Source organism: Pseudomonas sp. Marseille-QA0892 (genome assembly GCF_054950135.1).
Genome location: NZ_CM143104.1, coordinates 720,220 through 741,850 on the forward strand (window position 1 = coordinate 720,220; position 21,631 = coordinate 741,850).

Annotated in this window: 18 protein-coding genes and 1 riboswitch; of the genes, 14 read left to right on the forward strand and 4 right to left on the reverse strand. The window is 62.1% G+C overall.

Features of this window, described 5'->3' with window-relative positions:
• The first annotated feature begins 11 nt into the window (after nt 1–11).
• Nucleotides 12–626: an SOS response-associated peptidase gene (locus ACY8D3_RS03160; RefSeq protein WP_462381577.1), complete on the forward strand. Its 615-nt coding sequence runs from the start codon at nt 12–14 to the stop codon at nt 624–626.
• 90 nt (nt 627–716) lie between these two features.
• On the forward strand, nt 717–1,532 hold the full coding sequence (locus tag ACY8D3_RS03165; protein ID WP_462381578.1) for a M48 family metallopeptidase: 816 nt from the start codon (nt 717–719) through the stop codon (nt 1,530–1,532).
• 126 nt (nt 1,533–1,658) lie between these two features.
• Here the strand turns inward: ACY8D3_RS03165 and ACY8D3_RS03170 are convergent, their stop codons facing one another.
• Together ACY8D3_RS03170 and ACY8D3_RS03175 are read right to left on the reverse strand one after the other, a co-directional pair.
• Nucleotides 1,659–2,660 (reverse strand): methyltransferase, encoded by a 1,002-nt coding sequence (locus ACY8D3_RS03170; protein WP_462381579.1) that lies wholly within the window; start codon nt 2,658–2,660, stop codon nt 1,659–1,661.
• A 31-nt stretch (nt 2,661–2,691) separates the two neighbouring features.
• On the reverse strand, nt 2,692–3,657 hold the full coding sequence (locus tag ACY8D3_RS03175; RefSeq protein ID WP_462381580.1) for a 2-hydroxyacid dehydrogenase: 966 nt from the start codon (nt 3,655–3,657) through the stop codon (nt 2,692–2,694).
• Nucleotides 3,658–3,863: 206 nt separating this feature from the next.
• Nucleotides 3,864–4,064: riboswitch (cobalamin riboswitch) on the forward strand.
• Nucleotides 4,065–4,202: 138 nt separating this feature from the next.
• Between ACY8D3_RS03175 and cobO the strand changes: the two genes are divergently transcribed.
• From cobO to ACY8D3_RS03230, 11 genes are all read left to right on the forward strand, one after another.
• Nucleotides 4,203–4,811, forward strand: coding sequence for a cob(I)yrinic acid a,c-diamide adenosyltransferase (gene cobO / locus ACY8D3_RS03180; RefSeq protein WP_462381581.1), 609 nt, complete (start codon nt 4,203–4,205; stop codon nt 4,809–4,811).
• Nucleotides 4,808–5,188: a DUF1636 family protein gene (locus tag ACY8D3_RS03185; RefSeq protein ID WP_462381582.1), complete on the forward strand. Its 381-nt coding sequence runs from the start codon at nt 4,808–4,810 to the stop codon at nt 5,186–5,188. The genes cobO and ACY8D3_RS03185 overlap by 4 nt, the downstream gene beginning before the upstream one ends.
• 32 nt (nt 5,189–5,220) lie before the next feature.
• Nucleotides 5,221–6,285, forward strand: coding sequence for a cobalamin biosynthesis protein CobW (gene cobW, locus ACY8D3_RS03190; protein ID WP_462381583.1), 1,065 nt, complete (start codon nt 5,221–5,223; stop codon nt 6,283–6,285).
• A gap of 9 nt (nt 6,286–6,294) precedes the next feature.
• A complete protein-coding gene (gene cobN / locus ACY8D3_RS03195) occupies nt 6,295–10,122 on the forward strand; it encodes a cobaltochelatase subunit CobN (protein ID WP_462381584.1) in 3,828 nt (1,275 codons plus the stop codon).
• Nucleotides 10,119–11,132 (forward strand): ATP-binding protein, encoded by a 1,014-nt coding sequence (locus tag ACY8D3_RS03200; protein WP_462384215.1) that lies wholly within the window; start codon nt 10,119–10,121, stop codon nt 11,130–11,132. The genes cobN and ACY8D3_RS03200 overlap by 4 nt, the downstream gene beginning before the upstream one ends.
• A gap of 209 nt (nt 11,133–11,341) precedes the next feature.
• Nucleotides 11,342–11,785, forward strand: a complete 444-nt coding sequence (locus tag ACY8D3_RS03205) for a vWA domain-containing protein (protein ID WP_462384217.1) — start codon at nt 11,342–11,344, stop codon at nt 11,783–11,785.
• Between the two features lie 210 nt (nt 11,786–11,995).
• On the forward strand, nt 11,996–12,625 hold the full coding sequence (locus ACY8D3_RS03210; RefSeq protein WP_462381585.1) for a LysE family translocator: 630 nt from the start codon (nt 11,996–11,998) through the stop codon (nt 12,623–12,625).
• 143 nt (nt 12,626–12,768) lie between these two features.
• Complete coding sequence (locus tag ACY8D3_RS03215) at nt 12,769–14,517, forward strand: DUF1302 domain-containing protein (RefSeq protein ID WP_462381586.1); 1,749 nt, start codon at nt 12,769–12,771, stop codon at nt 14,515–14,517.
• Nucleotides 14,518–14,586: 69 nt separating this feature from the next.
• Nucleotides 14,587–16,884, forward strand: a complete 2,298-nt coding sequence (gene pqqF / locus ACY8D3_RS03220; RefSeq protein WP_462381587.1) for a pyrroloquinoline quinone biosynthesis protein PqqF — start codon at nt 14,587–14,589, stop codon at nt 16,882–16,884.
• Between the two features lie 49 nt (nt 16,885–16,933).
• The gene (locus ACY8D3_RS03225) at nt 16,934–17,581 is read left to right on the forward strand and encodes an MBL fold metallo-hydrolase (RefSeq protein ID WP_462381588.1); all 648 of its coding nucleotides are present in this window, start codon (nt 16,934–16,936) and stop codon (nt 17,579–17,581) included.
• A gap of 64 nt (nt 17,582–17,645) precedes the next feature.
• A complete protein-coding gene (locus ACY8D3_RS03230; protein WP_462381589.1) occupies nt 17,646–18,323 on the forward strand; it encodes an OmpA family protein in 678 nt (225 codons plus the stop codon).
• Between the two features lie 45 nt (nt 18,324–18,368).
• Here the strand turns inward: ACY8D3_RS03230 and ACY8D3_RS03235 are convergent, their stop codons facing one another.
• Entirely contained in the window at nt 18,369–19,964 is a 1,596-nt protein-coding gene (locus ACY8D3_RS03235; RefSeq protein ID WP_462381590.1) for an AmpG family muropeptide MFS transporter, read from the reverse strand.
• A 33-nt stretch (nt 19,965–19,997) separates the two neighbouring features.
• Nucleotides 19,998–20,360: an MGMT family protein gene (locus ACY8D3_RS03240; protein WP_462384219.1), complete on the reverse strand. Its 363-nt coding sequence runs from the start codon at nt 20,358–20,360 to the stop codon at nt 19,998–20,000.
• A 159-nt stretch (nt 20,361–20,519) separates the two neighbouring features.
• Between ACY8D3_RS03240 and ACY8D3_RS03245 the strand changes: the two genes are divergently transcribed.
• A complete protein-coding gene (locus tag ACY8D3_RS03245; protein WP_462381591.1) occupies nt 20,520–21,533 on the forward strand; it encodes a DUF481 domain-containing protein in 1,014 nt (337 codons plus the stop codon).
• Nucleotides 21,534–21,631 lie beyond the last annotated feature (98 nt).

The following is a 21,631-nucleotide window of genomic DNA, read 5'->3' on the forward strand; positions in this document are numbered from 1 at the left end:
GGATTTTTCATATGTGTGGTCGCTACGCCCTGTTTCGTTGGGATGCCGCTTTCGCGGCGTTGCCAGGATTTCCCACCGGGCTCGACCCGCACTGGAATCTGGCGCCGGGTGCCCAGGTCGTTCTGCTTCGGGCGAACGGCGAAGGTCGCGAGCTTCTCATGGCGCGGTGGGGGCTGACTCCGCCCTGGATCACCGACTTCTCCCGGACGCCTGCGCACGCCAGGGCGGAAACGGTCGAAGACCAGCCGATGTTTCGAGAGGCCTTTCGTCTGCGCCGCGGCCTGATGCCAGCCAATGGGTTCTACGAGTGGCGCGGCGTGCGCAAGCGCCCGTTCTGGATCTCATCAGACCAGCGAATGCTCTACATGGCTGCGCTCTGGGAGTGCTACCCCGCGCACGGTCAGGACTATCACAGTGTTGCCGTGATCACCCGACCCGCAGCGTCGCTGCGCCGTCCTATCCTGCTTGACCCCACCGGTGCGCGGGACTGGATGGATCCAGCAACTACGGTCGAGCGGCTGCGTGAGCTATTGGCAGCGCCAGGGTTGCCATTGCGTGAGCGTGCCCTGGCGACGTTCGTCAACGATCCGCGTTTGGATGCGCCTGAGTGCCTGACCCCGGCATGAAGTGCGTAGCGCTACCCACACTCATCCACTGCTACTTGTAAACGGTATCGGCGTTGTTAGCATACGGCGCATCGACCACGGAGAGGCGTCATGATCAAAACACGTTCCCTTTCAGCACTCGCTGCAGCACTGGTACTGGCCGGCTGTCAGGCCGTCAATACCACCAGCGGCGGGGCTGTGGGGGTGGACCGTAAGCAGTACATGTTCAGCATGCTGTCCACCGAACAAGTCAACCAGATGTATGCGCAGTCCTACCAGCAAACGCTGTCCGAGGCGTCGAAGCAGAACGCGCTCGACAAGAGCAGCGCAACGGCCAAGCGTATCCAGGCCGTCGGCAAACGTTTGATTCCGCAGGCTACCGCCTTTCGACCTGATGCGGCGCAGTGGGACTGGGAAGTCTCGGTCATCAAGAGCGACGATCTCAATGCCAACTGCGGCCCAGGCGGCAAGATCATCTTCTTCACGGGTCTGGTTGATAAGCTGAAACTGACCGACGATGAAATTGCAGCCGTAATGGGGCACGAGATCGCGCATGCCCTCCGTGAGCACGGCCGCGAGGCCATGTCCAAGGCCTATGGGGTACAAATGGCGACGCAACTGGGGGCGGCGTTTGGCTTGGGCGACGGCAGCCTCCAGCTGGCCAATACCGGCGTCGAATACCTGATGACCCTGCCCAACAGCCGCGCGAACGAGAACGAGGCTGACCTGATCGGTCTGGAGCTGTCGGCCCGTGCGGGTTACAACCCGAACGCTGCGTTGACGCTGTGGGACAAGATGTCGAAAGCCAACGAGGGCTCGGCGCCCCCTGAGTTCATGAGTACGCACCCTTCGTCTGGGGCGCGTATCCAGTCCCTGCAGGCAGCGATACCGAAAGTCATGCCGCTGTACGAGCAGGCTCGCAAGTAAGGCTGACCCGCACGCCGCGGCAAGCGGGCCCTTCAAAAGGCCATGGATCCAGCCATGGCCTTTTTGCATTCAGGTTCGGCTGCTCGGCGAGCAACGAAGATCCGTGGGCGACGGATGAAGACGGACTTAGCCGCTTACCGCCTTGTAGATGCGAAATCCGTCCCGCTCCGCCAGCGTACTGCAGGGCCCAAGGTGCTGTTCGATCAGCGGGGGATAGGCCAGGAAGCTATTGGCCACGATGCGAAGCTCGCCATGTGCATTCAAGTGAGCGCGTGCCTGGCGTAGCAAGTCTTCACTTGCACGGTAACTGGTGTGCACTCCCTGATGAAAAGGCGGGTTGCTCACGATTGCGGCAAGGTCGCGCGGTGCCGCCGCGATGCCGTCCCCCGCAATCACCTCGGCTTCCAGGCCATTGGCCGCCAGCGTCAGCCGGCTGGCCTGCAGGGCGAAGGCGTCTACGTCGAGCAGGCTGACCTGGCTATCCTCATAGCGTCGCTTAAGCCAGCTACCGACGATACCGGCACCGCACCCGAAGTCGAGAAAATGGCCCTGTGGCAGGGCATCCAGATGTTCGAGCAACAGCTGGGTGCCGCGATCCAGCCGGCCGTGCGCGAATACGCCAGGCAGGCTGATAACGGTCAGGGCACCATCCTGCGTCGGCACCTCGAACCGTTGCGCCAGCGCATCCAGCGCTGGCGGCTGGGGCGGGGTATCGACCCGGACCTGCCAGAGCTGACAGTGCCGGGCATTATCGACCTTCGACGGCGTTCCGAATGCCGCGAGCTGTTTCGACACGCGTTCGATGCCGCCCCGCTTTTCGCCAACCACGTATAGGCGCTTGCCTTCGAGCCGGCTGGCGAGGGCCGCCATCAGGTATTCACCGAGTTCGCGTGATTTGGGCAAAAACAGCACCGCACCGTCGCTGTCCCCAAGAGGCAGTTCGGTCCCGAAAACGCAGCGGCCATCGAAGCGTTCTGTTAGATACCGGTGATCACCAGCGTGCCAGGACCAGCCCTGTGCCAGCGGGAGTCGAGCGAGCAGGTCGTCGGCGGGAAGGCCGGCAAGCAGAAGGGGGCCGTTGGCGAACAGTTCGACCTGTCGCAGCAGCACTTCGCTTCGAGCGTCCATCGATACTCCTGAAAGATAAAAGCGGCGAAGCTTAACCGACCGTTCGTAGCGGGGCACCTGCCTTGAAGGCATTCGTGTTTTCCGCAAGTTGAGCCACGATACGCTGGCGTGCCTCGCGACTTCCCCAGGCGCTATGTGGCGTGATGATCAGGTTTGGTATGTCGGGCGCCAGGAGCGGATTTCCGTTGCGCGGCGGTTCTTCGGTAAGCACATCGACGCCCGCGCCACCGAGGTGCCCATTGCGAAGTGCGTCGACGAGCGCATCTTCGTTCACAAGCCCGCCGCGGCCGGCATTGATGAGGAAGGCGCCTGGCTTCATCGCGGCGAGCTGCTGCGCTCCGATGAGATTCCGGGTCTGTTCGGTCAGCGGGCAGTGGAGCGACAGGGCATCTACTTGAGGCAGCAGCTCTTCCAGCGCAATACGGCCCTCAGTCGCCGGGCGTCCGGGCAACTGTCCGATCAGGATGCGCATGCCGAAGGCTTCTGCCAGGCGAGCCACGGCGCTGCCGAGTTCGCCATGCCCCAAGATTCCCAGGGTCTTGCCAGACAGTTCGAGGATGGGAAAGTCCAGGAAGCAGAACTGCTCGGCCTTCTGCCAGCGGCCGCCGCGCACGGCATCGTGGTAGTCCGTCAGGCGCGTCGCCAGAGCAAGCAGTAGCATCAGCGTGTGCTGAGCAACGGACGGTGTGCCGTAGCCCTGGCAGTTGCAGACGGTAATGCCCAACGACATGGCCTTTTGGACGTCCACGTTGTTGGTGCCCGTGGCGGCGACCAGGACCAGTTTCAATGAGGGTGCCGAAGCCAGCGCGTCAGCATCGAGCCTTACCTTGTTGGTGATGACGATTTCCGCATCTCGAATACGCTCGGCAACCTGCTCGGGCGTGGTTTTTTCGTGAAGCGTGAGCGAATCGCACACCTCTCTCAGTGGAGACATATCGAGATCACCCAGATCAAGGGAAGGGTGGTCGAGAAAGACGGCGCGGTACTGTTCGCTCATGAGGCGGGTCCTGTGTTGTTATCGGGTCTTGGGCGTATCGCGAGCGGAGGTAGCAGACGCCCCTACGCTGCGGTGATTTCCCATCCTATACGAGAAGGGCCGCCAACTGAGCCCTCCGAGCCGCGCGGCGGGTGCAATTGCCCGCCCAACCTGAGTCCGGTAACCTGCCGGCTCGACCAGGTGCCTCCATGGCTCGACGCTCGTTTTCCATGCTTCATGGGCCGGGCTGCCAGACGAGGTGAAACGGGAAGTCCGGTACGGCCAAGGCCTATCCCGGCGCAGCCCCCGCTGCTGTAATGCCCCGCGCCCTGCCAGGTGCCGCAGGCTCGCTGACGCCACTGGAAACGGGAAGGCGCGAGCAATGCGAGTGGGTGAGCCAGAAGACCGGCCTGATCGATCAGTATGGTGTACCTCGGGGTGTGGGTACCGGGCTTGATCTGGCTGATTTCAGCCAAGACGTCCTGTCGTGTTGGCGCGTTGCGCCGACACTCCCCGAGCGTGCCCGAACGTTTTGCCCTCAAGGGGCCTTGCAACCGGAGCCGCAGATGATCGACGAAGAAAAGAAGCAGAACCACGCCGAGCGTATGAAGCGCAAGAAGGCGGTCGTCGACGCGGGCATGGAAAAGGCCCAGATCGAGCGTGGCATCTTCGTGCTCATCACCGGTAACGGCAAAGGCAAGAGCACTTCGGCCTTCGGGACGCTCTATCGGGCGCTCGGGCACGGCCACAAGGCAGGCGTCGTTCAGTTCATCAAGGGCGTACAACGCTCAGGTGAGGTGGTCTACCTGCACCAGCAGGCACCGCATGTACATTTCCATCAGATGGCAACCGGCTTTACCTGGGATACCCAGGACTGGGACAAGGACAAGGCCGCAGCGGATGAAGCCTGGACCCACGCAGCGCGGATGCTGAGCGACGAGACGCTCGATCTCGTCGTGCTCGATGAGCTGACCTACATGCTCAAGTACAACTACCTCGACCTCGCCATGGTCCTGGAGGCGCTGCGCAATCGGCCTTACCGGCAGACGGTGATCGTCACGGGCCGCGCCGCCAAGCCCGAGCTGGTCGAGCTGGCCGATACCGTCAGTGAGATACGCGACGTCAAGCACGCCTATCGAGCGGGTGTAAAAGGGCAGGCCGGAGTCGACTTTTGAACGCTGAACACGACACCGTCGCGCACCGCGCGACCCTGATTGTCTGTGAAACGTGCGGTCAGGATGGCGCTGATGAGCCCCGCAAGGGCGAGCGGTTCGCAAGCACGCTCGAAGCGCTCGGCGCTGACGCGAACCTCACGATCCAGCGTACCCGTTGCCTGATGGCGTGCCAGCGGCACTGTACTGCTGCATTGCGCGCGCCCGGGAAGATTACCTACGTGCTGGGAGGATTCTCCCCAGATCAGGCAGCCGCCGAAGCGCTGCTCGACTACGCCGGTAAATACGCCGGTTCCGAGACGGGGCAGGTCCCGTTTCGCACATGGCCTGCCGGCATCAAAGGCAAATTCATCGCGCGCATCCCCGCGCTAGATGCCTGATTTCTCCAGTCTCTTATTCTCAGGATCCATCAATGAACAGCACGAGCAAGATACCGGTCACCATTGTCACCGGCTTCCTTGGGAGCGGCAAAACCACGTTGTTGCGCCACATCCTCGATAACGCCAACGGGCGTCGTATCGCCGTTATCGTCAATGAATTCGGCGAGCTCGGAATCGATGGTGACATCCTGCGCGGCTGCGGTATTGGGTGTGATGAGGAGGGCACCGAGCAGGCTGGTCAGCTCTATGAACTGTCCAATGGCTGCATGTGCTGCACCGTGCAGGAAGAGTTCTACCCGGTTATGCAGGAGCTCATCCAGCGGCGTGCCGACATCGATCACATCCTGATCGAGACCAGCGGCCTCGCACTGCCGAAGCCGCTCGTGCAGGCATTCCACTGGCCCGAAATCAAGAACGCCTGCACGGTTGACGCGGTGGTGACGCTCGTGGATACACCCGCGGCGGCTGCCGGCCAGTTCGCGGCTAACCCGCAAGCCGTGGATGCGCAGCGTCGGGCCGACCCGAACCTGGATCACGAGTCGCCTCTGCATGAGCTGTTCGAAGACCAGCTAGTCGCTGCCGACCTGGTGGTGCTAAGCAAGACCGACCTCGTCGAGCCCGCGGCGGTAGAGCAAGTGACGGCCCTTGTGCGGGCAGAGGTACCGCCTCAGGTCAAGATCATTGCCAGCGATGCGGGGCGTTTGGACCTGGACCTGATCCTCGGTTTGTCGCGTGCCTCGGAAGACACCATCCACTTGCGTAAGGGCCATCACGACCACGGCGACGATGAGCCACACGATCATGATCATGACCTGTTCGATTCGGTCGTCGTCAATCTGGGGACCGTCGACCGCGACCGCTTGATGGGCATCCTCGAAACGCTCGTGCGCGAACACACCATCTATCGAATCAAAGGCTTCGTCGCGTTGCCGGGCAAACCGATGCGGCTCGTTGTTCACGGTGTCGGGCAGCGCTTCGACAGCTACTTCGACCGCCGCTGGAATGCAGACGAAACGCCAAATACCTACCTCGTCCTGATCGGCCGGGACCTCGACGGCGCCACCTTGCAAGAGGCGCTTGCCGCCGCAACCGCCTGAGGACTCGCCATGCACATGCTGTCAGCCATGCCGGGCGGGTACGTCGACGAGAGCGGCGCGACCATCACGCGCCTCGACCAGACGCCGGGTGACATCGTTATCCTGAGCGCGGCTGACACGACGCTGGCCCTGCTGGCATCGGCGCACCCTCGAGCGACCGATTCTGAAGCCGCGTATCCCGAGGTTCGACTCGCCAATCTCGTTTACCTGCGTCAGAACGCTTCGGTCGATCTTTATATCGATGAAGTGCTCCAGCATGCCAAGGTGATCGTGATCGACCATCTTGGCGGCGAAAGCTACTGGCCATACGGTACCGAACAGGTGGTTGCGCTTTGCCGGCGCAAGGGTATCGTCCTGGCCATGTTCTCTGGCGATATGGCCGAAGATCCGAACCTCACCTCGCTGAGCACGGCTGACGCCGAGGTCTGCCATACGTTGTGGCGCTATCTCCGAGAGGGCGGTGCGAGTAACGCGGCATCGCTCTACGCCTACCTGGGCGCCCTGTATTTCGACATGCCGTGCGTGGCCGCGCCGCCTGCGGCCCTGCCGCCGATCTCGATTCATCATCCATTGCATCAGCCAGCCTCGGTATCGGACTGGCACGATCGCTGGCATCCCGGCGCGCCCTGTGTGGCTGTGTTGTTCTATCGCTCCCATCTGCAGGCTGGCAATACGCGCGTTTTTGACGAGCTGTGCGAGCAGCTTCTGTCACAAGGCTTGAACCCTCTCCCGATCGCGCTGCTTTCGCTCAAGGACAAGGTGTGCCTGACGACGCTCAGGCACCTGTGTGCAGAGCACTGCGTCGCGGTCATTCTCAACAGTACCGCTTTCGCGCATTCGGCGATCGACGATCCAGGCGACCATGCCCTGGTGGGCGATATCCCGGTACTTCAGGTGATGCTGTCCAGCGGTAACCAGGAAGGCTGGATGGCCGACCCACATGGCTTGCAACCGCGCGACATGGCCATGCAGGTCGCGCTACCGGAAGTTGACGGGCGCATCATCAGCCGGGCGTTCAGCTTCAAGGGGCTGGGCCGCCGTAGCGGGCTGACGCAGTGCGATGTGGTCGAGTATCACGGCCACACGGAGCGGATGGCGTTCGTCGCCGAGCTGACCCGCCGCTGGGCCCGGTTACGGGAGCTGCCCAATGCCGAGAAGCGCCTTGCCCTGATCCTGGCCAACTATCCGACCCGTGAAGGCAGGCTCGGGAATGGTGTGGGCCTTGATACGCCGGCTTCGGTCATCAACATCCTTCGTCGCCTGCAGACTGAAGGCTATCGAGTGGATGATGTCCCGGAAGACGGCGAGCAGCTCATGGCCGCACTCCGCCAGGGAATCACCAATGACCCGGATCAATGGGCCATTCGCCCCGCCCGACAGAGCCTGTCGATGGGAGACTATCGCGCGTTCTTTGCGACGTTGCCGGCTGAGAGTCAGCAGGCCGTAATCGATCGCTGGGGGATGCCGGAGCAGGATCCCATGCTGCGGCAGGGCCGCTTCATGCTCGCGGGGCTGCGGATGGGCTCAGTGTTCGTTGGCATCCAGCCCGCGCGCGGCTACAACCTCGATGAAATGGCCAATTATCATGATCCGGATCTGGTGCCGCCGCATCATTACCTGGCCTTTTACGCCTGGTTGCGCACGGTCTGGGCGTGCGATGCCATCGTTCATGTGGGAAAGCACGGCAACCTCGAGTGGCTGCCAGGCAAGAGTGTCGCCCTGAGCCAGACCTGCTGGCCGGACCTGATCTTCGGCCCCATGCCGCACCTATACCCCTTCATCGTCAACGATCCGGGGGAGGGAACCCAGGCCAAACGCCGCACGCAGGCGGTTATCATCGATCACCTCATGCCGCCGCTGACGCGCGCCGAAAGTTACGGGCCGACTCGCGATCTCGAGCGATTGATCGACGAATTCTACGATGCGCTGACACTCGACCCGCGCCGAGCAGGGCTACTGCGCAAGCAAATCCTGGCGCTGATCGTGACGAACAACCTTCACGAAGACCTCGGCATGCCGCCGCCGGCGACCGAAGAGGATGAACAGCACCTGCTCAATCGCACGGATACGTATCTTTGCGAATTGAAGGAAAGCCAGATTCGGGATGGCCTGCATGTGTTTGGCGAGTCGCCAGCCGGGCGGCTCGAACGCGATACGCTACTGGCGTTGGCCCGTTACGGCGTGGGAGATGGGAAGAGCGGAAATGCAGGACTGGTACGTGCGCTCGCGCAGGACCTGCTGCCAGCGGACGCTTTCGATCCATCCGAAGGGGAATGGGGTGAGCCGTGGCTCGGCGCACGGCCAGCGGTGCTTACACGTGTGAGTAGCGCGCCGTGGCGCAGTCGCGGCGATACCCGGGAGCGGCTGGAATTGCTCGCGCTTGAGCTGCTTGCGCATCGATTGGATGAGGTCAGGACAGACGATGGCCCGTTCGCGTCGTCCGACGTGGACGCGCTTATCTGCGAGCTGCCGACGGTAGCTGCGGTACTTCGGCGGGTGGATGCTTCGCTTCGGCCTCGGCTGAGTGCCTGTGGCCCGCAAGAGCTTCTGCAGCTTTGTCGTGGGTTGGAAGGGCGGTTCGTTCCGCCTGGGCCCAGTGGCGCCCCGACGCGGGGCCGCCCTGATGTGTTGCCGACGGGACGGAATTTTTTCTCGGTCGATACTCGGACCATTCCTACACCCACCGCCTGGACGCTTGGCGAAAAGTCAGCCGCCTTGCTCGTCGAGCGTTACATGCAGGACAACGGCGACTACCCCTCCAGCCTCGGGCTTTCGGTATGGGGTACTGCGACGATGCGGACCGGCGGTGATGACATTGCGCAAGCGTTCGCGCTGCTGGGTGTGCGTCCCAAGTGGGCGGAAGGCAGTCATCGCGTCACTGATTTCGAGGTCATTCCCGTCCCGAACCTTGGGCGTCCGCGTGTCGACGTAACCCTGCGAGTATCCGGCTTCTTCCGCGATGCGTTCTCCGGTGTCATGCAAATGTTCGATGCGGCGGTGCAAGCGATCGCCGGCCTGGACGAGCCCGAGGAAGCGAACCCCATACGCGTTCGAATAGAGCGCGACCGCGCGGTGCTCCAGGCCGAGGGCATCGATGAAGACCAGGCCCTGCGACGAGCGAGCTTCCGCATCTTCGGCGCCAAACCCGGTGCCTATGGTGCGGGCCTGCAAGGGGTGATGGACAGTCAGAATTGGGCAGACGGGGCTGATCTCGCACGGGCTTACCTGAACTGGGGAGGCTATGCCTACGGGCAAAAGGTCTACGGCGAGGCGCGCCACGACACCTTCGCCCAGCGATTGTCGACCGTGCAGGCAGTTGTCCAGAATCAGGATAACCGCGAGCACGACCTGCTGGATTCCGATGACTACTACCAGTTCCAAGGCGGCATGAGTGCGGCGGTGGAGCATGCGTCTGGCGTTCGTCCTGCGCTGTTCTTCGGAGACCACAGCAACCCTGAGTCGCCGCGCATTCGTGGCCTGGATGAAGAGTTGAGTCGAGTCGTGCGTGCCCGCGTGACCAATCCGAAATGGATCGAAGGCATGCAGCGCCACGGCTATAAAGGTGCGTTCGAGATGGCAGCCAGCGTGGACTTTCTGTTCGCCTTCGACGCCACGACAGGCGTCGTGCGAGACGACCAGTACGCGAGCGTAACGGATGCCCTCATCGAGAACACCGATAACCGTGCCTTCCTCGAGCGGCACAATCCCGAGGCGCTGCGCGACATGAGCGAGCGCCTGCTCGAAGCAATCGGGCGGGGACTGTGGGCGGAGCCCGGTGACTACCGTGAGCGACTCGAATCCCATTTACTGAACGCTGAACGGCACCTGGAAGACTGATGGATACCCTGCGAACGCATTACCCGTTCTCGGCACTGCACGGGCAACCCGAGCTACGCCTGGCGCTGCTGCTGGTTGCGATCGACCCCCAGATCGGCGGCGTGTTGATTGAAGGGCCGCGCGGGACGGCCAAGTCCACCAGTGCGCGTGCGCTGGCGGATCTTCTGCCCACCGGGGCCTTCGTGAATTTGCCGCTGGGCGCAAGCGAAGAGCAACTGGCCGGTTCGCTCGATATCCAGTCCGCATTGCAAACCGGCGATGTCGTCTTCCGCCCAGGGCTTTTGGCCAAGGCCGACGGCGGCGTACTGTACGTGGACGAAGTGAATCTGCTGCCGGATGTGCTGGTCGACCTGCTGCTCGATGTCTGTGCAAGCGGCGTGAACCGCATCGAGCGGGACGGCATCTCCCATCAGCATCCCGCACGTGTCGCCCTTGTCGGCACGATGAACCCTGAGGAAGGAGAGCTTCGGCCTCAGTTGCTGGACCGTTTCGGCTTGTTCGTTCGTCTGGTGGACCGAGTGGATCGTGCCACGCGCGAACGGATCGTCCGTAGTCGTTTGCGTTTCGACCGCGATCCGCAAGGTTTCCTGGCCGATTATGAGGCGGAGCAGCGTTCACTCTCGTCACGGCTCGTTGTCGCCCGTCAACGGGCCAGTACCTTCGCCTTCAGTGACGCACTCCATGCGGATGTCAGCGAGCGCTGCTATACCGCCGGTGTGGAAGGCGTCCGGGCGGACCTGGTCATGCTGCGGGCTGCGGCGGCGCATGCCGCGCTGCACGGGCGGGATGCGATCACGTTGCAGGATGTGGACGCTATCGCAGCCCTGGTACTGGCGCATCGACGGCAAGACGCGCCGGAGGCGCAACGATCCCCGGCGCCTCAGGAGTCGCCGGGAAGCCAACCGCCTCCAGCGCAGAACCCACAGCCCGACTGGGGCGCGATGCCGCCCGAGGCGGCGCCTATCCAGCCGCTGACCCAGGCGAGCCTCCCTGCCGCAAAAAAGTCCTGAGCCGGCAGCCGTCGCCTGGCGAAGTGCCCGCACTGGGCGGGCCAGCGGGGCGGACACGTGCCGGCAAGCAACAGACCGCACGCATCCATTGGCCGCGGACGCTGCTGAGAAAGGGGGCAGGCGCACTGGCGCCCGAACATTTGCGGTTTCATACGCGGCAGCCATCGGCAGGCGTCATGCACTGCCTGGTGCTGGATTGCTCCGGATCGATGCTGAAAGGGCGCAACCTTTCTCTCGCAAAAGGCTTGTTGGTGCACTGGAGTGCCAGGATCTATCGGGAGCGAGGGCAGATGGTTGTCATCGGGTTCTCGGGAAACGGGGCGCAGGTCCTTCAATCGCCGACCAGGGCTGGGCCTCGTAATGAGCAATGGATTCGCCCAATCGCCGGCGGCGGCGGTACGCCCGTGACAGCAGGTCTTCAGCTGGCCGAAGAGCTTGTGGCTCGGGCCCGGAAGGGCAGGCGGCCTTTCGCGGTAGCACTGTGGCTGCTCAGTGATGGTCGCTTCGAGCCGCTGCCCCCGCGCCCCACATTCGCCGACACTGTAGGCCTCGTCGACTTCGAGTCAACTCGTGTGAGGTTGGGCAGGATGCCCAGACTGGCGGATGCGTGGGACGCGCCGTGCTGGTCGATCGCCCAGCTCATAGGTCGCTAGGTTCTGTACGAAAAGTCGTCGAGCGAAGGTCAGGCTAGGCGAAATCGCTCGAAGAAGCGCAGTTTACGTGGTGTAAACGAGCATTCTGAGCGCATTTCAACGCAGCATCACCGAGCGCAGGCACTTTTCGTACAGAGCCTAGGCAACGCTGCTGTATCCGAGTATTGCATGGGGTAGAGTGTGCGGCTCGATAGCAGGAGCGAGCATCCAATGTACTGGGCGGAATTCTTCACCGTAGCGCTGATTCATCTCCTGGCGGTTGCGAGTCCAGGTCCGGATTTCGCTGTAGTCGTCAGGGAAAGCGTTGCCCAGGGCCGGCGCACCGGGCTGATCACTGCCGCTGGCGTGGGGTGCGGCATTCTGGTCCATGTGACCTACTGTCTGCTGGGCATTGGGTTGATCGTGTCGCAGTCCATCGTCCTGTTCAACGTGCTGAAATGGGTTGCGGCGGCCTATCTGGTCTATATCGGGATAAAGGCGCTTCAGGCTCGCCCCGCCAAGGTGGTCGAAGGCGAGGACCCGCCGACAGTCGTTGCGCGAGGCGCGCGCGCCGCGTTCACCGTTGGCTTTGTCACCAACGGCTTGAATCCGAAGGCAACGCTCTTCTTCCTGTCGCTCTTTACCGTGGTCATAAACCCCCATACGCCGGTGCTCGTGCAGGCGGGCTACGGCGCCTACCTCGCGGTTGCAACCGGGCTTTGGTTCTGTCTCGTGGCCATACTGTTCAGCCAGGCACGCGTCCGTGCAGGGTTCGCGCGGATGGGCCATTGGTTCGATCGGCTGATGGGTGGAGTACTCGTGGCACTCGGCATCAAGCTTGCGTTTACGCAGCTTCGCTGAAGGACTTTTCTTCGTTGCCGATATCGATCCTCTCGGCCGCCGAAGTTGGCGTACCCCCACTTTCGCCCTATGCTCTGTGCCCTTCGAACGGGTCAACGTACTGGCGGTAGCGCGTGGGTGAAAGGCAAGTGGAACGCTCTAGTGTGAGGACTGATGAAGGCGGCCTTGTCAGGGCTGTACGCCCGCTGGCGGTGGGTATTGCCTTCGCCATCTCAGCACCGGCACACGCGGTCGTCTTCAATATCGGTACGGTTGATGCGCAGCTGGATACATCGCTGACGGTCGAGTCGGCCTGGGGAACGGCCTCCCGTGATCGAAACCTGATCGGCGTTGAGAACGGCGGACGAGGACTGGCAAGCACCGGCGACGCCGGGCGCCTCAACTTCAAGCAGGGTGAACCGTTCAGCAAACGCTTCACCGGCTGGCACGGGCTTGAACTGAAGTACGGCGACTCCGGCGTTTACCTGAGCGGCCGTTATTGGTACGACTTTGAGCAGAAGGACGAAAGCCGACGCCACCTCAATATCAGTGACAGTGGCCGTGACCGTCTCGCACAGGCCTCTGGCGCAGCGCTGCTTGACGCCTATTTCTACCATCACTATCGCCTTCAGGATCAGCCAGGCCAGATTCGCTTGGGCAAGCAAGTGGTCAATTGGGGGGAAGGGGTTTTCTTCCAGAACGGCCTGGATATCGTCAATCCGGTGGAGCGTTCTGCGTATCGCCGGCCAGGCACGCTTCGACAGGCCGGCGCGCTCCCGGTGAACATGGCCTATGCTTCCCAGAACCTGACCGACAACCTCTCGATTGACGGCTTTTACGCGCTCGAATGGGATCGGTCCGTTGATGAGAACTGCGGTACGTTCTTCGCTGAATCAGACATTGCTCCCCAGGGCTGTAGCGCCGGGCTTTCCTATGACGCTGGCGGCGTACCGGTAACGGTTGCTCGTGGCAAGACTCGCAATGCGCGCAATGGCGGGCAGTGGGGATTGGCCTCGCACTATTATTTGGCGCCCCTCGATGCCGAGTTGGGCATATATGTGGCCAATTACCACAGCCGGGATGCCATGCTGAGCGGCACTACTGCGCCCGCTGGCGCCTATGCCGGTGGTATCGCCACAGTGGCGGCAGGTAGTCGTTACTACAGCGAGTATCCGGAGGACATCCGCCTCTATGGCCTGACCTTTTCGAAACAGACCGCCACCGGGACGACCTGGCGAAGCGAGCTGAGCTATCGACCGAACGCGCCGGTTGCGCTGAATGGCGTCGATCTGGCAAACGCTGCCTTCGCCCTCGACGATCCATCCATATCGCCGCTTCGGGCCTCTGCTGGGGGCGATCTGAAGGGTTATCGGCGCCTCGAGGTCACCCAATTGCAGGGCGGGATCGAGCAGACACTGGACAACATCATGGGCGCCGAGCGGCTGACCCTGCTCGGGGAAGCCGCCTGGGTCCACACCGCAGGCGTGTCCAACCGTGGCGGGCGGTTCGGTCGTGACCCCGTATATGGTCCCGGACCGTTGGCGGATGCAGGCTGTGTGGGGCTTAATACTGTGACCCTCGGCGGGGCGGGCCGCAATGTGGCGCGTTACTGTGAAAATGACGGGTTCGTGACCTCGAACGCATGGGGCTACCGAATGAAAGCGGTTTGGGAGTATCCCAACCTCGTGCAGCGGACCGTGTTCAAACCCAACGTGGCCTGGTCGCACGACGTCAACGGCTATGGGCCCAACGGGTCTTTCAATGAGGGCGCCAAGGCCGTTTCGCTGGGGCTCGATGCGGTGTATCAGAACACGTACCGCGCAGCGGTGGCGTACTCGACGTTCTTCGGCGGGCGATACAACACCCTGGTCGACCGGGATTTCGTTTCTCTGAGCATCGGTCTGGATTTCTGAGTTCGACGCGACCCGCGCGCCCCTCGAACTACGCTGCGCACTCCTGGCTTCGTCGGAGGCAGATAACGAATGACGTTCCACACCATCGAGCCGTACGAAGGCGCGCATGCACATGTACTGGTGCTGCCCGAGGAGGCACTGGCCAGTGCATGGGTGCGTGTACGACGGGGATCGCATGACGAGCCAGACGGCTATCCGGGGTTGGCCCACTTCCTCGAGCACCTGCTTTTCCTCGACGCCGGCCGGTTTACCGGCGACGACGGTTTCATGCGGTTCGTGCAAGGCTGCGGTGGTGAGGTAAATGCGTCGACCCAGTCCTTCCACACTGACTTCTTCTTTCAGGTGCCCGTAACGTTTTTGTCCGACGCACTGCTGCGCTTGCAGGATCTCTTGCTCAAACCTTTACCTGACATTGAAGGCCAACAGCGTGAGCGCGAAGTGCTGCATGCCGAATTTCTTGCACGCAGCGCTGATGCGGTGACACAACGTGATGCGGCGCTCGGTGCCATGTCCGCCGCCGGCTCGCCACTGGCGCGCTTTTTTGCCGGCAATCGAGACACGTTGCCGGTCGAAGAGCTCGCATTTCAGCATGCCCTGAGCGATTATCGTCGCGGCGCGCATATCCGGCGGAATGTTGAGCTTTACCTGGCGGGGCCACTGGAACTGTCGGCCCAGGCCAAATTGGCCCGCAATTTTTTCAAGTCACTGCCCGATGAGATACCGAAGGCGCGTTGCCCGGCGATAGCGGTAGGGCCGCCGCGGCACCGGGCGCTCAAGATGCGTCAGCCAACGCCCTGTCTGACGCTGGTGTTCGAAGTCGCAAGCCGCTTCAACCCCTCCTTCGAGCGATTGGTTCGGTCTCCCCTGGAGCAGGGCCTGACCCGGCTGTTACGGGCGAAAGGTTTGGCGAGGCAGGCTGACGCGCGCCGTGTATGGGTACAGCCCGATCGTTGGCTTTGGCTGGTCGAAGTCCCACTCGATAGGGATAGCGATTCGCTGGCTGGGGACGTTGCAGCCTGTGCATCCGAATGGTTGGCATGCCTGGATGAGCACCAGGAGGATTGGGCTAGGCGCGCACGCCTGGCAGGGAACAGGCGACTGCCAGGGCATACACCGATCGAGCGTATTCGGGCGCATATTGCTACGCAGCAATCGGCGCCTGTGGCCCTCACGGGTACCGGCGCTGGCGATGTCTGGATGATCCGGGGCACACTTGAAGCAATGGCGCCTTGGCCATCTGACGGGTTCCCGTTCGAGGCCGAGCGATGGACGTGCCCTGGTCCTTCAGCTCATAGGTCATCGCTTGCTTTATCAACCCCATGCAAGCCCGCCATTGAGCGGATGCCGGCAGCCGGCAACGGGCCGCTGAAGGTGTCGCAGTTGACCCTCCGCATGCCGACGGGGTGGGCGGTTCTGTACTTACAGGCCGATGTCGGCTGGCGTTCGCCAGCGATGGAGCATGCGTTCGACCGTTTGGCGTGGCATGCCTCTGAGCATGGACTGGAATTGAGCCGGCTGTCCGGCTCCGGGCTGGGGTTCAAGTTGGAAGGGCGAGCCCGTCTCATGGACTCGGTTGTGAGGGGGCTTCTGCCAATGTTGCAACCCGCGCGGGCCGATAGGGCTGTCGCCCCTCGGGCGGAAGCGATGCCCATAAAGCGTCTGTTTGGTGCGCTGTCGGAGCATGTTGGGCGTCGACCTGACGCACCGGGTTGGAGCGTACTCGTTTGTACCGCTGACCCACTGGCGCCCGGCCTTTCCCAGACGCTATCGGTATTGCCAGCCAGGACAGTGCCGAGCGCCACGCCCCTCACGTCCCAGTGGATCACGCTGCCTGCCAATGACGACGACACTGCAGTGCTGATGTTTTGTGCTCATCCGGCTACGGGGGCCGAGGAAGCAGGCTGGCAGTTGCTCGCCCGACTCATCGAAGGGCCGTTCTATCAGCGGATGCGTGTCGAACTGCAGCTGGGCTATGCGGTGTTCAGCGGTTATCGCCGCATCAACGGGCAGGGCGGCCTGCTGTTCGCCATCCAATCGCCACACGCAGATGCCCACATGCTGTTGGGCCATATCGAGACCTTTCTGAGCCGGTTCGACGTGCCGAGCGCGGTGCTTGTTGACCAGATCCGCACCCGTATGACGGCGGACCCTGGCTGGCAGCGCCAGGCTGACCAGGCGTGGCAGTACGTGCAGGCGGGTCAAGCGCCCTCCCAAGGCGTCTCCGTTCAGGCGGAACTGGCAGCGCTCGAGCAGCAGGCGCTCATCGACGCGCTAGGCGCAATCTCCCTTGGTCAATATGGCCGGATCATCCTCAGTAATGGCGACTCGGTCTCGCCTGACAGCGGAACGGTGCTTGATCCGGTCTGAAATCTTGGCCCATCATGCGCCCATGATTGATTCCCTCGAAGATTCTGGTATGGCTGAGCGGCCCACCGCGTTGATTCGCGAGACCTTTCCCGTCGGCCCGCTGCAATGCAACTGCACACTCATCGGTGATCCTGTCAGCAGGAAAGCCATTGTGGTCGATCCAGGCGGCGAGCCGGAGATGATCGTCGCCCGCCTCGAGGCGCTTGGCCTCAAACTGGTCAGCATCATTCACACCCACGCGCATCTGGACCATTTCCTGGCATCGGGCCGGCTCAAGGAGCTGACCGGCGCCACGCTGCATCTTCATCCCGAGGACCGCTTTCTATGGGATGGCCTGGAAACGCAGTGCCGGATGTTCGGGGTACCGTACACCCCGGTTCCTGCTCCGGACCTACCATTAGCCGATGACGAGGCACTGGCCTGCGGTTGCGGCGTGGCATTGCACACGCCTGGTCATACGCCCGGATCGATGAGCTTCTGGTTTCCCGAAGCTAAGCTATTGATTGCGGGCGATACCTTGTTCCGCCGTGGAGTGGGTCGCACGGATTTGTGGGGTGGTGATTACGCGACGATCGAGCGGTCTATCAAGCAGCGGTTGTACACGCTGGATGAAGACGCTGTCGTGGTGACTGGCCATGGTCCGGAAACCCGGCTCGGCGATGAAATGCGCGAAAACCCGTTTGTCCGGGCTGGTTGATCGGTTCTGCCGAGTCATTCAGCGCTTATGACCTTGTCCGATAAGGCCTAGATAGGAGTTGTAGATGAAAACGTTATCCCGCCTGATCCTTTCCGGCACCGCCGTCGCTCTTCTGGCGGGTTGCGCCGGCGGTGGAAATCCTTATGACCAGCCTCAGGCGCAGGGCGGAAACCGTACGGCGACCTATGGTGGTATCGGTGCGCTGGCAGGTGCTGTTGCCGGCGCGGCCATTGACCACAACAACCGCGGTAAGGGCGCCTTGATCGGTGCTGCCGTCGCGGGTGCAGCGGGCGCAGGCTACGGTTATTACGCCGATCGCCAGGAAGCCGAGCTGCGTCGCCAGATGCAAGGCACCGGCGTTGAAGTACAGCGCCAGGGTGACGACATCAAATTGATCATGCCAGGCAACATCACGTTTGCGACCGACTCGTCCAACATTGCGAGCAACTTCTACGCCCCGCTGAACAACCTTGCATCCTCATTCAAGCAGTTCAATCAGAACAGCATTGAAGTCATCGGCTACACCGATAGCACGGGTTCTCGCCAGCACAACATGGACCTCTCTCAGCGCCGTGCGCAGAGCGTCGCCAATTACCTGGGCGCACAAGGTGTGGATATGAGCCGCGTCAGTACGCGTGGGGCTGGTCCGGACCAGCCTATTGCCAGCAACGCAACGGCTGAGGGTCGCGCGCAAAATCGCCGTGTTGAAGTCAACCTGAAGCCGCTGCCAGGCGTTCAGTAAGCGATAACCGCCGGGTGTGCAATGCGCCCGGCGCTCTCGGCAGTTTCAACCTTCCCGCCCGTTGCGGGGCGCGTGACCAAGCTCAGCTACCGCAGGTGGCTGCTGGTTTTCCAGATTTGTGCCTACGGGTGCTTCTCCGGCAGCGCGACGGTCGAGACGCCATTGCCAAAGGATGAGAATCAGCGTCGGAATACCGAGGATTGCGGTGATCAGGAAGAAGTGCCCGTAGCCGAAGCGTTCCACCATCACGCCAGAGTATCCACCCAGCAGACGCGGCAGCAACAGCATGATGGAGCTGAGGAGGGCGTATTGCGTTGCCGAAAACTGCAGGTTTGCAAGGCTCGACAGGTAAGCCACGAAGGCAGCTGTCGCGAGTCCTGAGCTGAAGTTATCGCAGGAGATCGCGATGATCAGCATGTTCAGGTTAGGCCCCATCCCCGCCAGCATGACGAAGAGCAGGTTGGTGGCTGCCGAAGCCAGTCCGCCCACGAACAGGATAGGCATGATGCCGAAGCGAATGATGAAGACGCCGCCTGCACCTGCGCCGAGCAATGTCATGACGAGGCCGAAGAGCTTGCTGACGCTGGCGATCTGGTCCTTGGTGAAGCCCTGATCGATGTAGAACACGTTCGCCATAACCCCCATGACGGTGTCCGACATGCGATAGGTCGCCACGAGCCCGAGCAGCAGGAGCGCTTGCCAGCGATAGCGTTGGATGAAGTCGCTTATCGGGGTAAGTACCGGCGCCAGGCTGTGCCGGCCCATGTTCGACAGGCAGACGCTGGTCAGCACCGCATAAAGAATGGCGCGGAGAAAGGCGCGGTCTTCCAGTACAAGATCGACCAGCGTCGCTTCGCCGGCGATCACGCTATCGAAGTCGGTGTTGTAGAGCTGGGTGAAGAGTGCCGGTACCGAAATCAGCAAGACGATCAACGTCAGCACAGACAGCATTTGATGCAAGAAACCGTAGCGCACGCCCGTCAGTTGAGTCGGTGCCAGCTTGGGTTCTTTCATCCAAAGGCTCGTCATGAGCCCCGGCAGCATCAGTAGGGCGAACAATATGTAGGTATTCGCCCATGCTTCGTGACGATAGGCAAAGCTCTCGGAGCCAAACCATTCGGCGAAGTAGAGTGCCCCGGCAGTGGCGAGTAGCGCGGCCACGCGATAGCCCGTCATGTAGGCCGCGGCGAGCGCGGCCTGTCTACTGTCGTCGGCGATTTCGAGACGGTATGCGTCGACGGCTATGTCCTGGGTTGCGGAGGCGAACGCAACGATGACCGCAAGGGCAATGAGTAGCTTGAGGTTGGTCTGTGGATCACTGGCGGCCATGCCGGCAAGGCCAATTGCGACCAGGATCTGGGACAGCACGAGCCACGACCGACGACGTCCCAGCTTGCCCAGCCAGGGCAGTCGCCATTGGTCGAGCATGGGGGCCCAGACCCATTTGAAAGCATAGGCCAGGCCGATCAGGCTGGCGAAGCCTATGGTGTCGCGTGCGACGCCAGCTTCTCGCAGCCAGACGGAAAGTGTGGAGAACACCAGCATGTACGGCAGGCCTGCAGCGAAGCCCAGCAGAAGCAGCGCCAGTGTCACGGGGCTGGCATAAGCGTCGAGCGCTTCGCGCCAGATTTTACGAGACATGAGGGTTACGCGATCGCATGCAAAGCGCGCACTCTAACCGCTGTGCTCATGGGGACGCCAGCCATGACGACGCATGTCGATGCGGTCGTTGTGAAGGATGACGCCTTCGGCGCGTAGGCGTGCTCGTTGCTCGGCGCCAGAGGGTGTTCCTTCTGCCAGACTTGGCCGGCCGCTCGCGCCGACGACACGGTGCCAGGGCAGGGCGCTGCCATCCGGGAGCCTGGACAACTCGCGACCCACCCATCGAGCGGCACGTCCCAGCCCGGCCATGGCCGCCAACGCGCCATAACTGGTGACCTTGCCGGCCGGGATCGCACCTAGTACCTGGAAGAGCGCCTGGCGGCGCGGATCGAGCCCCGCCGACGAACGGCTGTCCGAAGTGAAGCGCGGGTCGATCACGCAGTAATGGCGCTGGCTTGCATGGGGTGCGCTCTCGTTCAGCTTAGGTTCAGAAATACGGAACTGATCTTACCGGCTTGGGTCAAGGATTGTCAGTTCAATCGCGGCCCGGATAATGAGTCGCTTTCTCTTCTGCATCGAGGTCCTGATTCTCAAATGCTACCCAGACGCCTGCTTTGCGTGGCCATCTGTGCCGTGTCGTCCTATTCCTATGCCGACACGGTTTGGCTCAAGAATGGTGACCGTATTACTGGAACCGTAACGCTACTGGATAGCGGAAAGCTGATGGTCGAAACCGAGTATGGCGGTTCGATTCCTCTGGACTGGAGCAAGGTTGCAACGCTTGAGACCGATCGGGAGTTGTTAGTCAAGGATGGTGATCGCCCAAACAGTGGCGAGGTCTCCAAGACACTTGGTCGTGCCGAGTCGGGCAAGGTCACGCTGCATAACGGCGCCGAGCCAGAAACGGTCGAGCTGGCCAGCATCTCGCAGATCATGCGGCCGCGGCCGATCGTGCAGGACTTCGTCTGGAAGGGCAACATCGACGCATCGCTCGACTACAAGCGTGCCGATAGCGACACCGATGACTACAACGTAAAGGCGCGCACCGAAGCCCGTCATGGTCTCTGGCGGCACAACGGCCGACTCGACTACAACCGCGAAGCGACCGATCAGGAAACCACCACTGACAACTACACCCTGGCCTACGCCCTCGATCGGTTCATCGACGAGCAGTGGTTCTGGCAGGGCCGTTTGGATTACAAGCGTGACAAGGTGGAGGATGTCTCCCGCCAGCGCACTCTGGGTACCGGCCCGGGCTATCAGTTCTGGGACAACGAGCTGGGCGCATTCTCCCTCACCGGTCTCGTTAACCAGAACGAGTATGAGTTCTCCAATGGCGAAACCACGCACTTATACTCCGTCGCCGGTAAGTGGAAGTACAACCGCTACCTTGTGGGCAAGACGTTCGAGTTTTTCACCAACGGCGAGCTGAGCCGTCCGCTCGACAATGTGGCCGACTATGCGCTCGATGCAGAAGTAGGCCTTCGTTACAAGGTCACTGACTGGGCGTCGCTCAACATGCGGGCCGAGCGTGATCTGGTCAAAGGCGGTTCGGACGGCGAGCTGGACGAGACGCGCTATCTGATCGGTTTTGGCGTAGGCTGGTAATCCCTCGATCAAAAAGCCCCGCAATGCGGGGCTTTTTATTGGTGGGCCGTCACCGCAATGAAGCATCCGTTAACACCCCGTTCAGGTTCGGGGCTTGA

Excerpts from the sequence above, each read along its gene's own strand:
- ACY8D3_RS03205 (WP_462384217.1), top strand. The coding sequence starts at position 11,342 with ATGCTGAAAGGGCGCAACCTTTCTCTCGCAAAAGGCTTGTTGGTGCAC.
- cobN (WP_462381584.1), top strand. The coding sequence starts at position 6,295 with ATGCACATGCTGTCAGCCATGCCGGGCGGGTACGTCGACGAGAGCGGC.
- ACY8D3_RS03230 (WP_462381589.1), top strand. The coding sequence starts at position 17,646 with ATGAAAACGTTATCCCGCCTGATCCTTTCCGGCACCGCCGTCGCTCTT.
- ACY8D3_RS03225 (WP_462381588.1), top strand. The coding sequence starts at position 16,934 with ATGGCTGAGCGGCCCACCGCGTTGATTCGCGAGACCTTTCCCGTCGGC.
- ACY8D3_RS03160 (WP_462381577.1), top strand. The coding sequence starts at position 12 with ATGTGTGGTCGCTACGCCCTGTTTCGTTGGGATGCCGCTTTCGCGGCG.
- ACY8D3_RS03210 (WP_462381585.1), top strand. The coding sequence starts at position 11,996 with ATGTACTGGGCGGAATTCTTCACCGTAGCGCTGATTCATCTCCTGGCG.
- ACY8D3_RS03175 (WP_462381580.1), bottom strand. The coding sequence starts at position 3,657 with ATGAGCGAACAGTACCGCGCCGTCTTTCTCGACCACCCTTCCCTTGAT.
- ACY8D3_RS03170 (WP_462381579.1), bottom strand. The coding sequence starts at position 2,660 with ATGGACGCTCGAAGCGAAGTGCTGCTGCGACAGGTCGAACTGTTCGCC.
- cobO (WP_462381581.1), top strand. The coding sequence starts at position 4,203 with ATGATCGACGAAGAAAAGAAGCAGAACCACGCCGAGCGTATGAAGCGC.
- cobW (WP_462381583.1), top strand. The coding sequence starts at position 5,221 with ATGAACAGCACGAGCAAGATACCGGTCACCATTGTCACCGGCTTCCTT.
- ACY8D3_RS03235 (WP_462381590.1), bottom strand. The coding sequence starts at position 19,964 with ATGTCTCGTAAAATCTGGCGCGAAGCGCTCGACGCTTATGCCAGCCCC.
- ACY8D3_RS03165 (WP_462381578.1), top strand. The coding sequence starts at position 717 with ATGATCAAAACACGTTCCCTTTCAGCACTCGCTGCAGCACTGGTACTG.
- ACY8D3_RS03245 (WP_462381591.1), top strand. The coding sequence starts at position 20,520 with ATGCTACCCAGACGCCTGCTTTGCGTGGCCATCTGTGCCGTGTCGTCC.
- pqqF (WP_462381587.1), top strand. The coding sequence starts at position 14,587 with ATGACGTTCCACACCATCGAGCCGTACGAAGGCGCGCATGCACATGTA.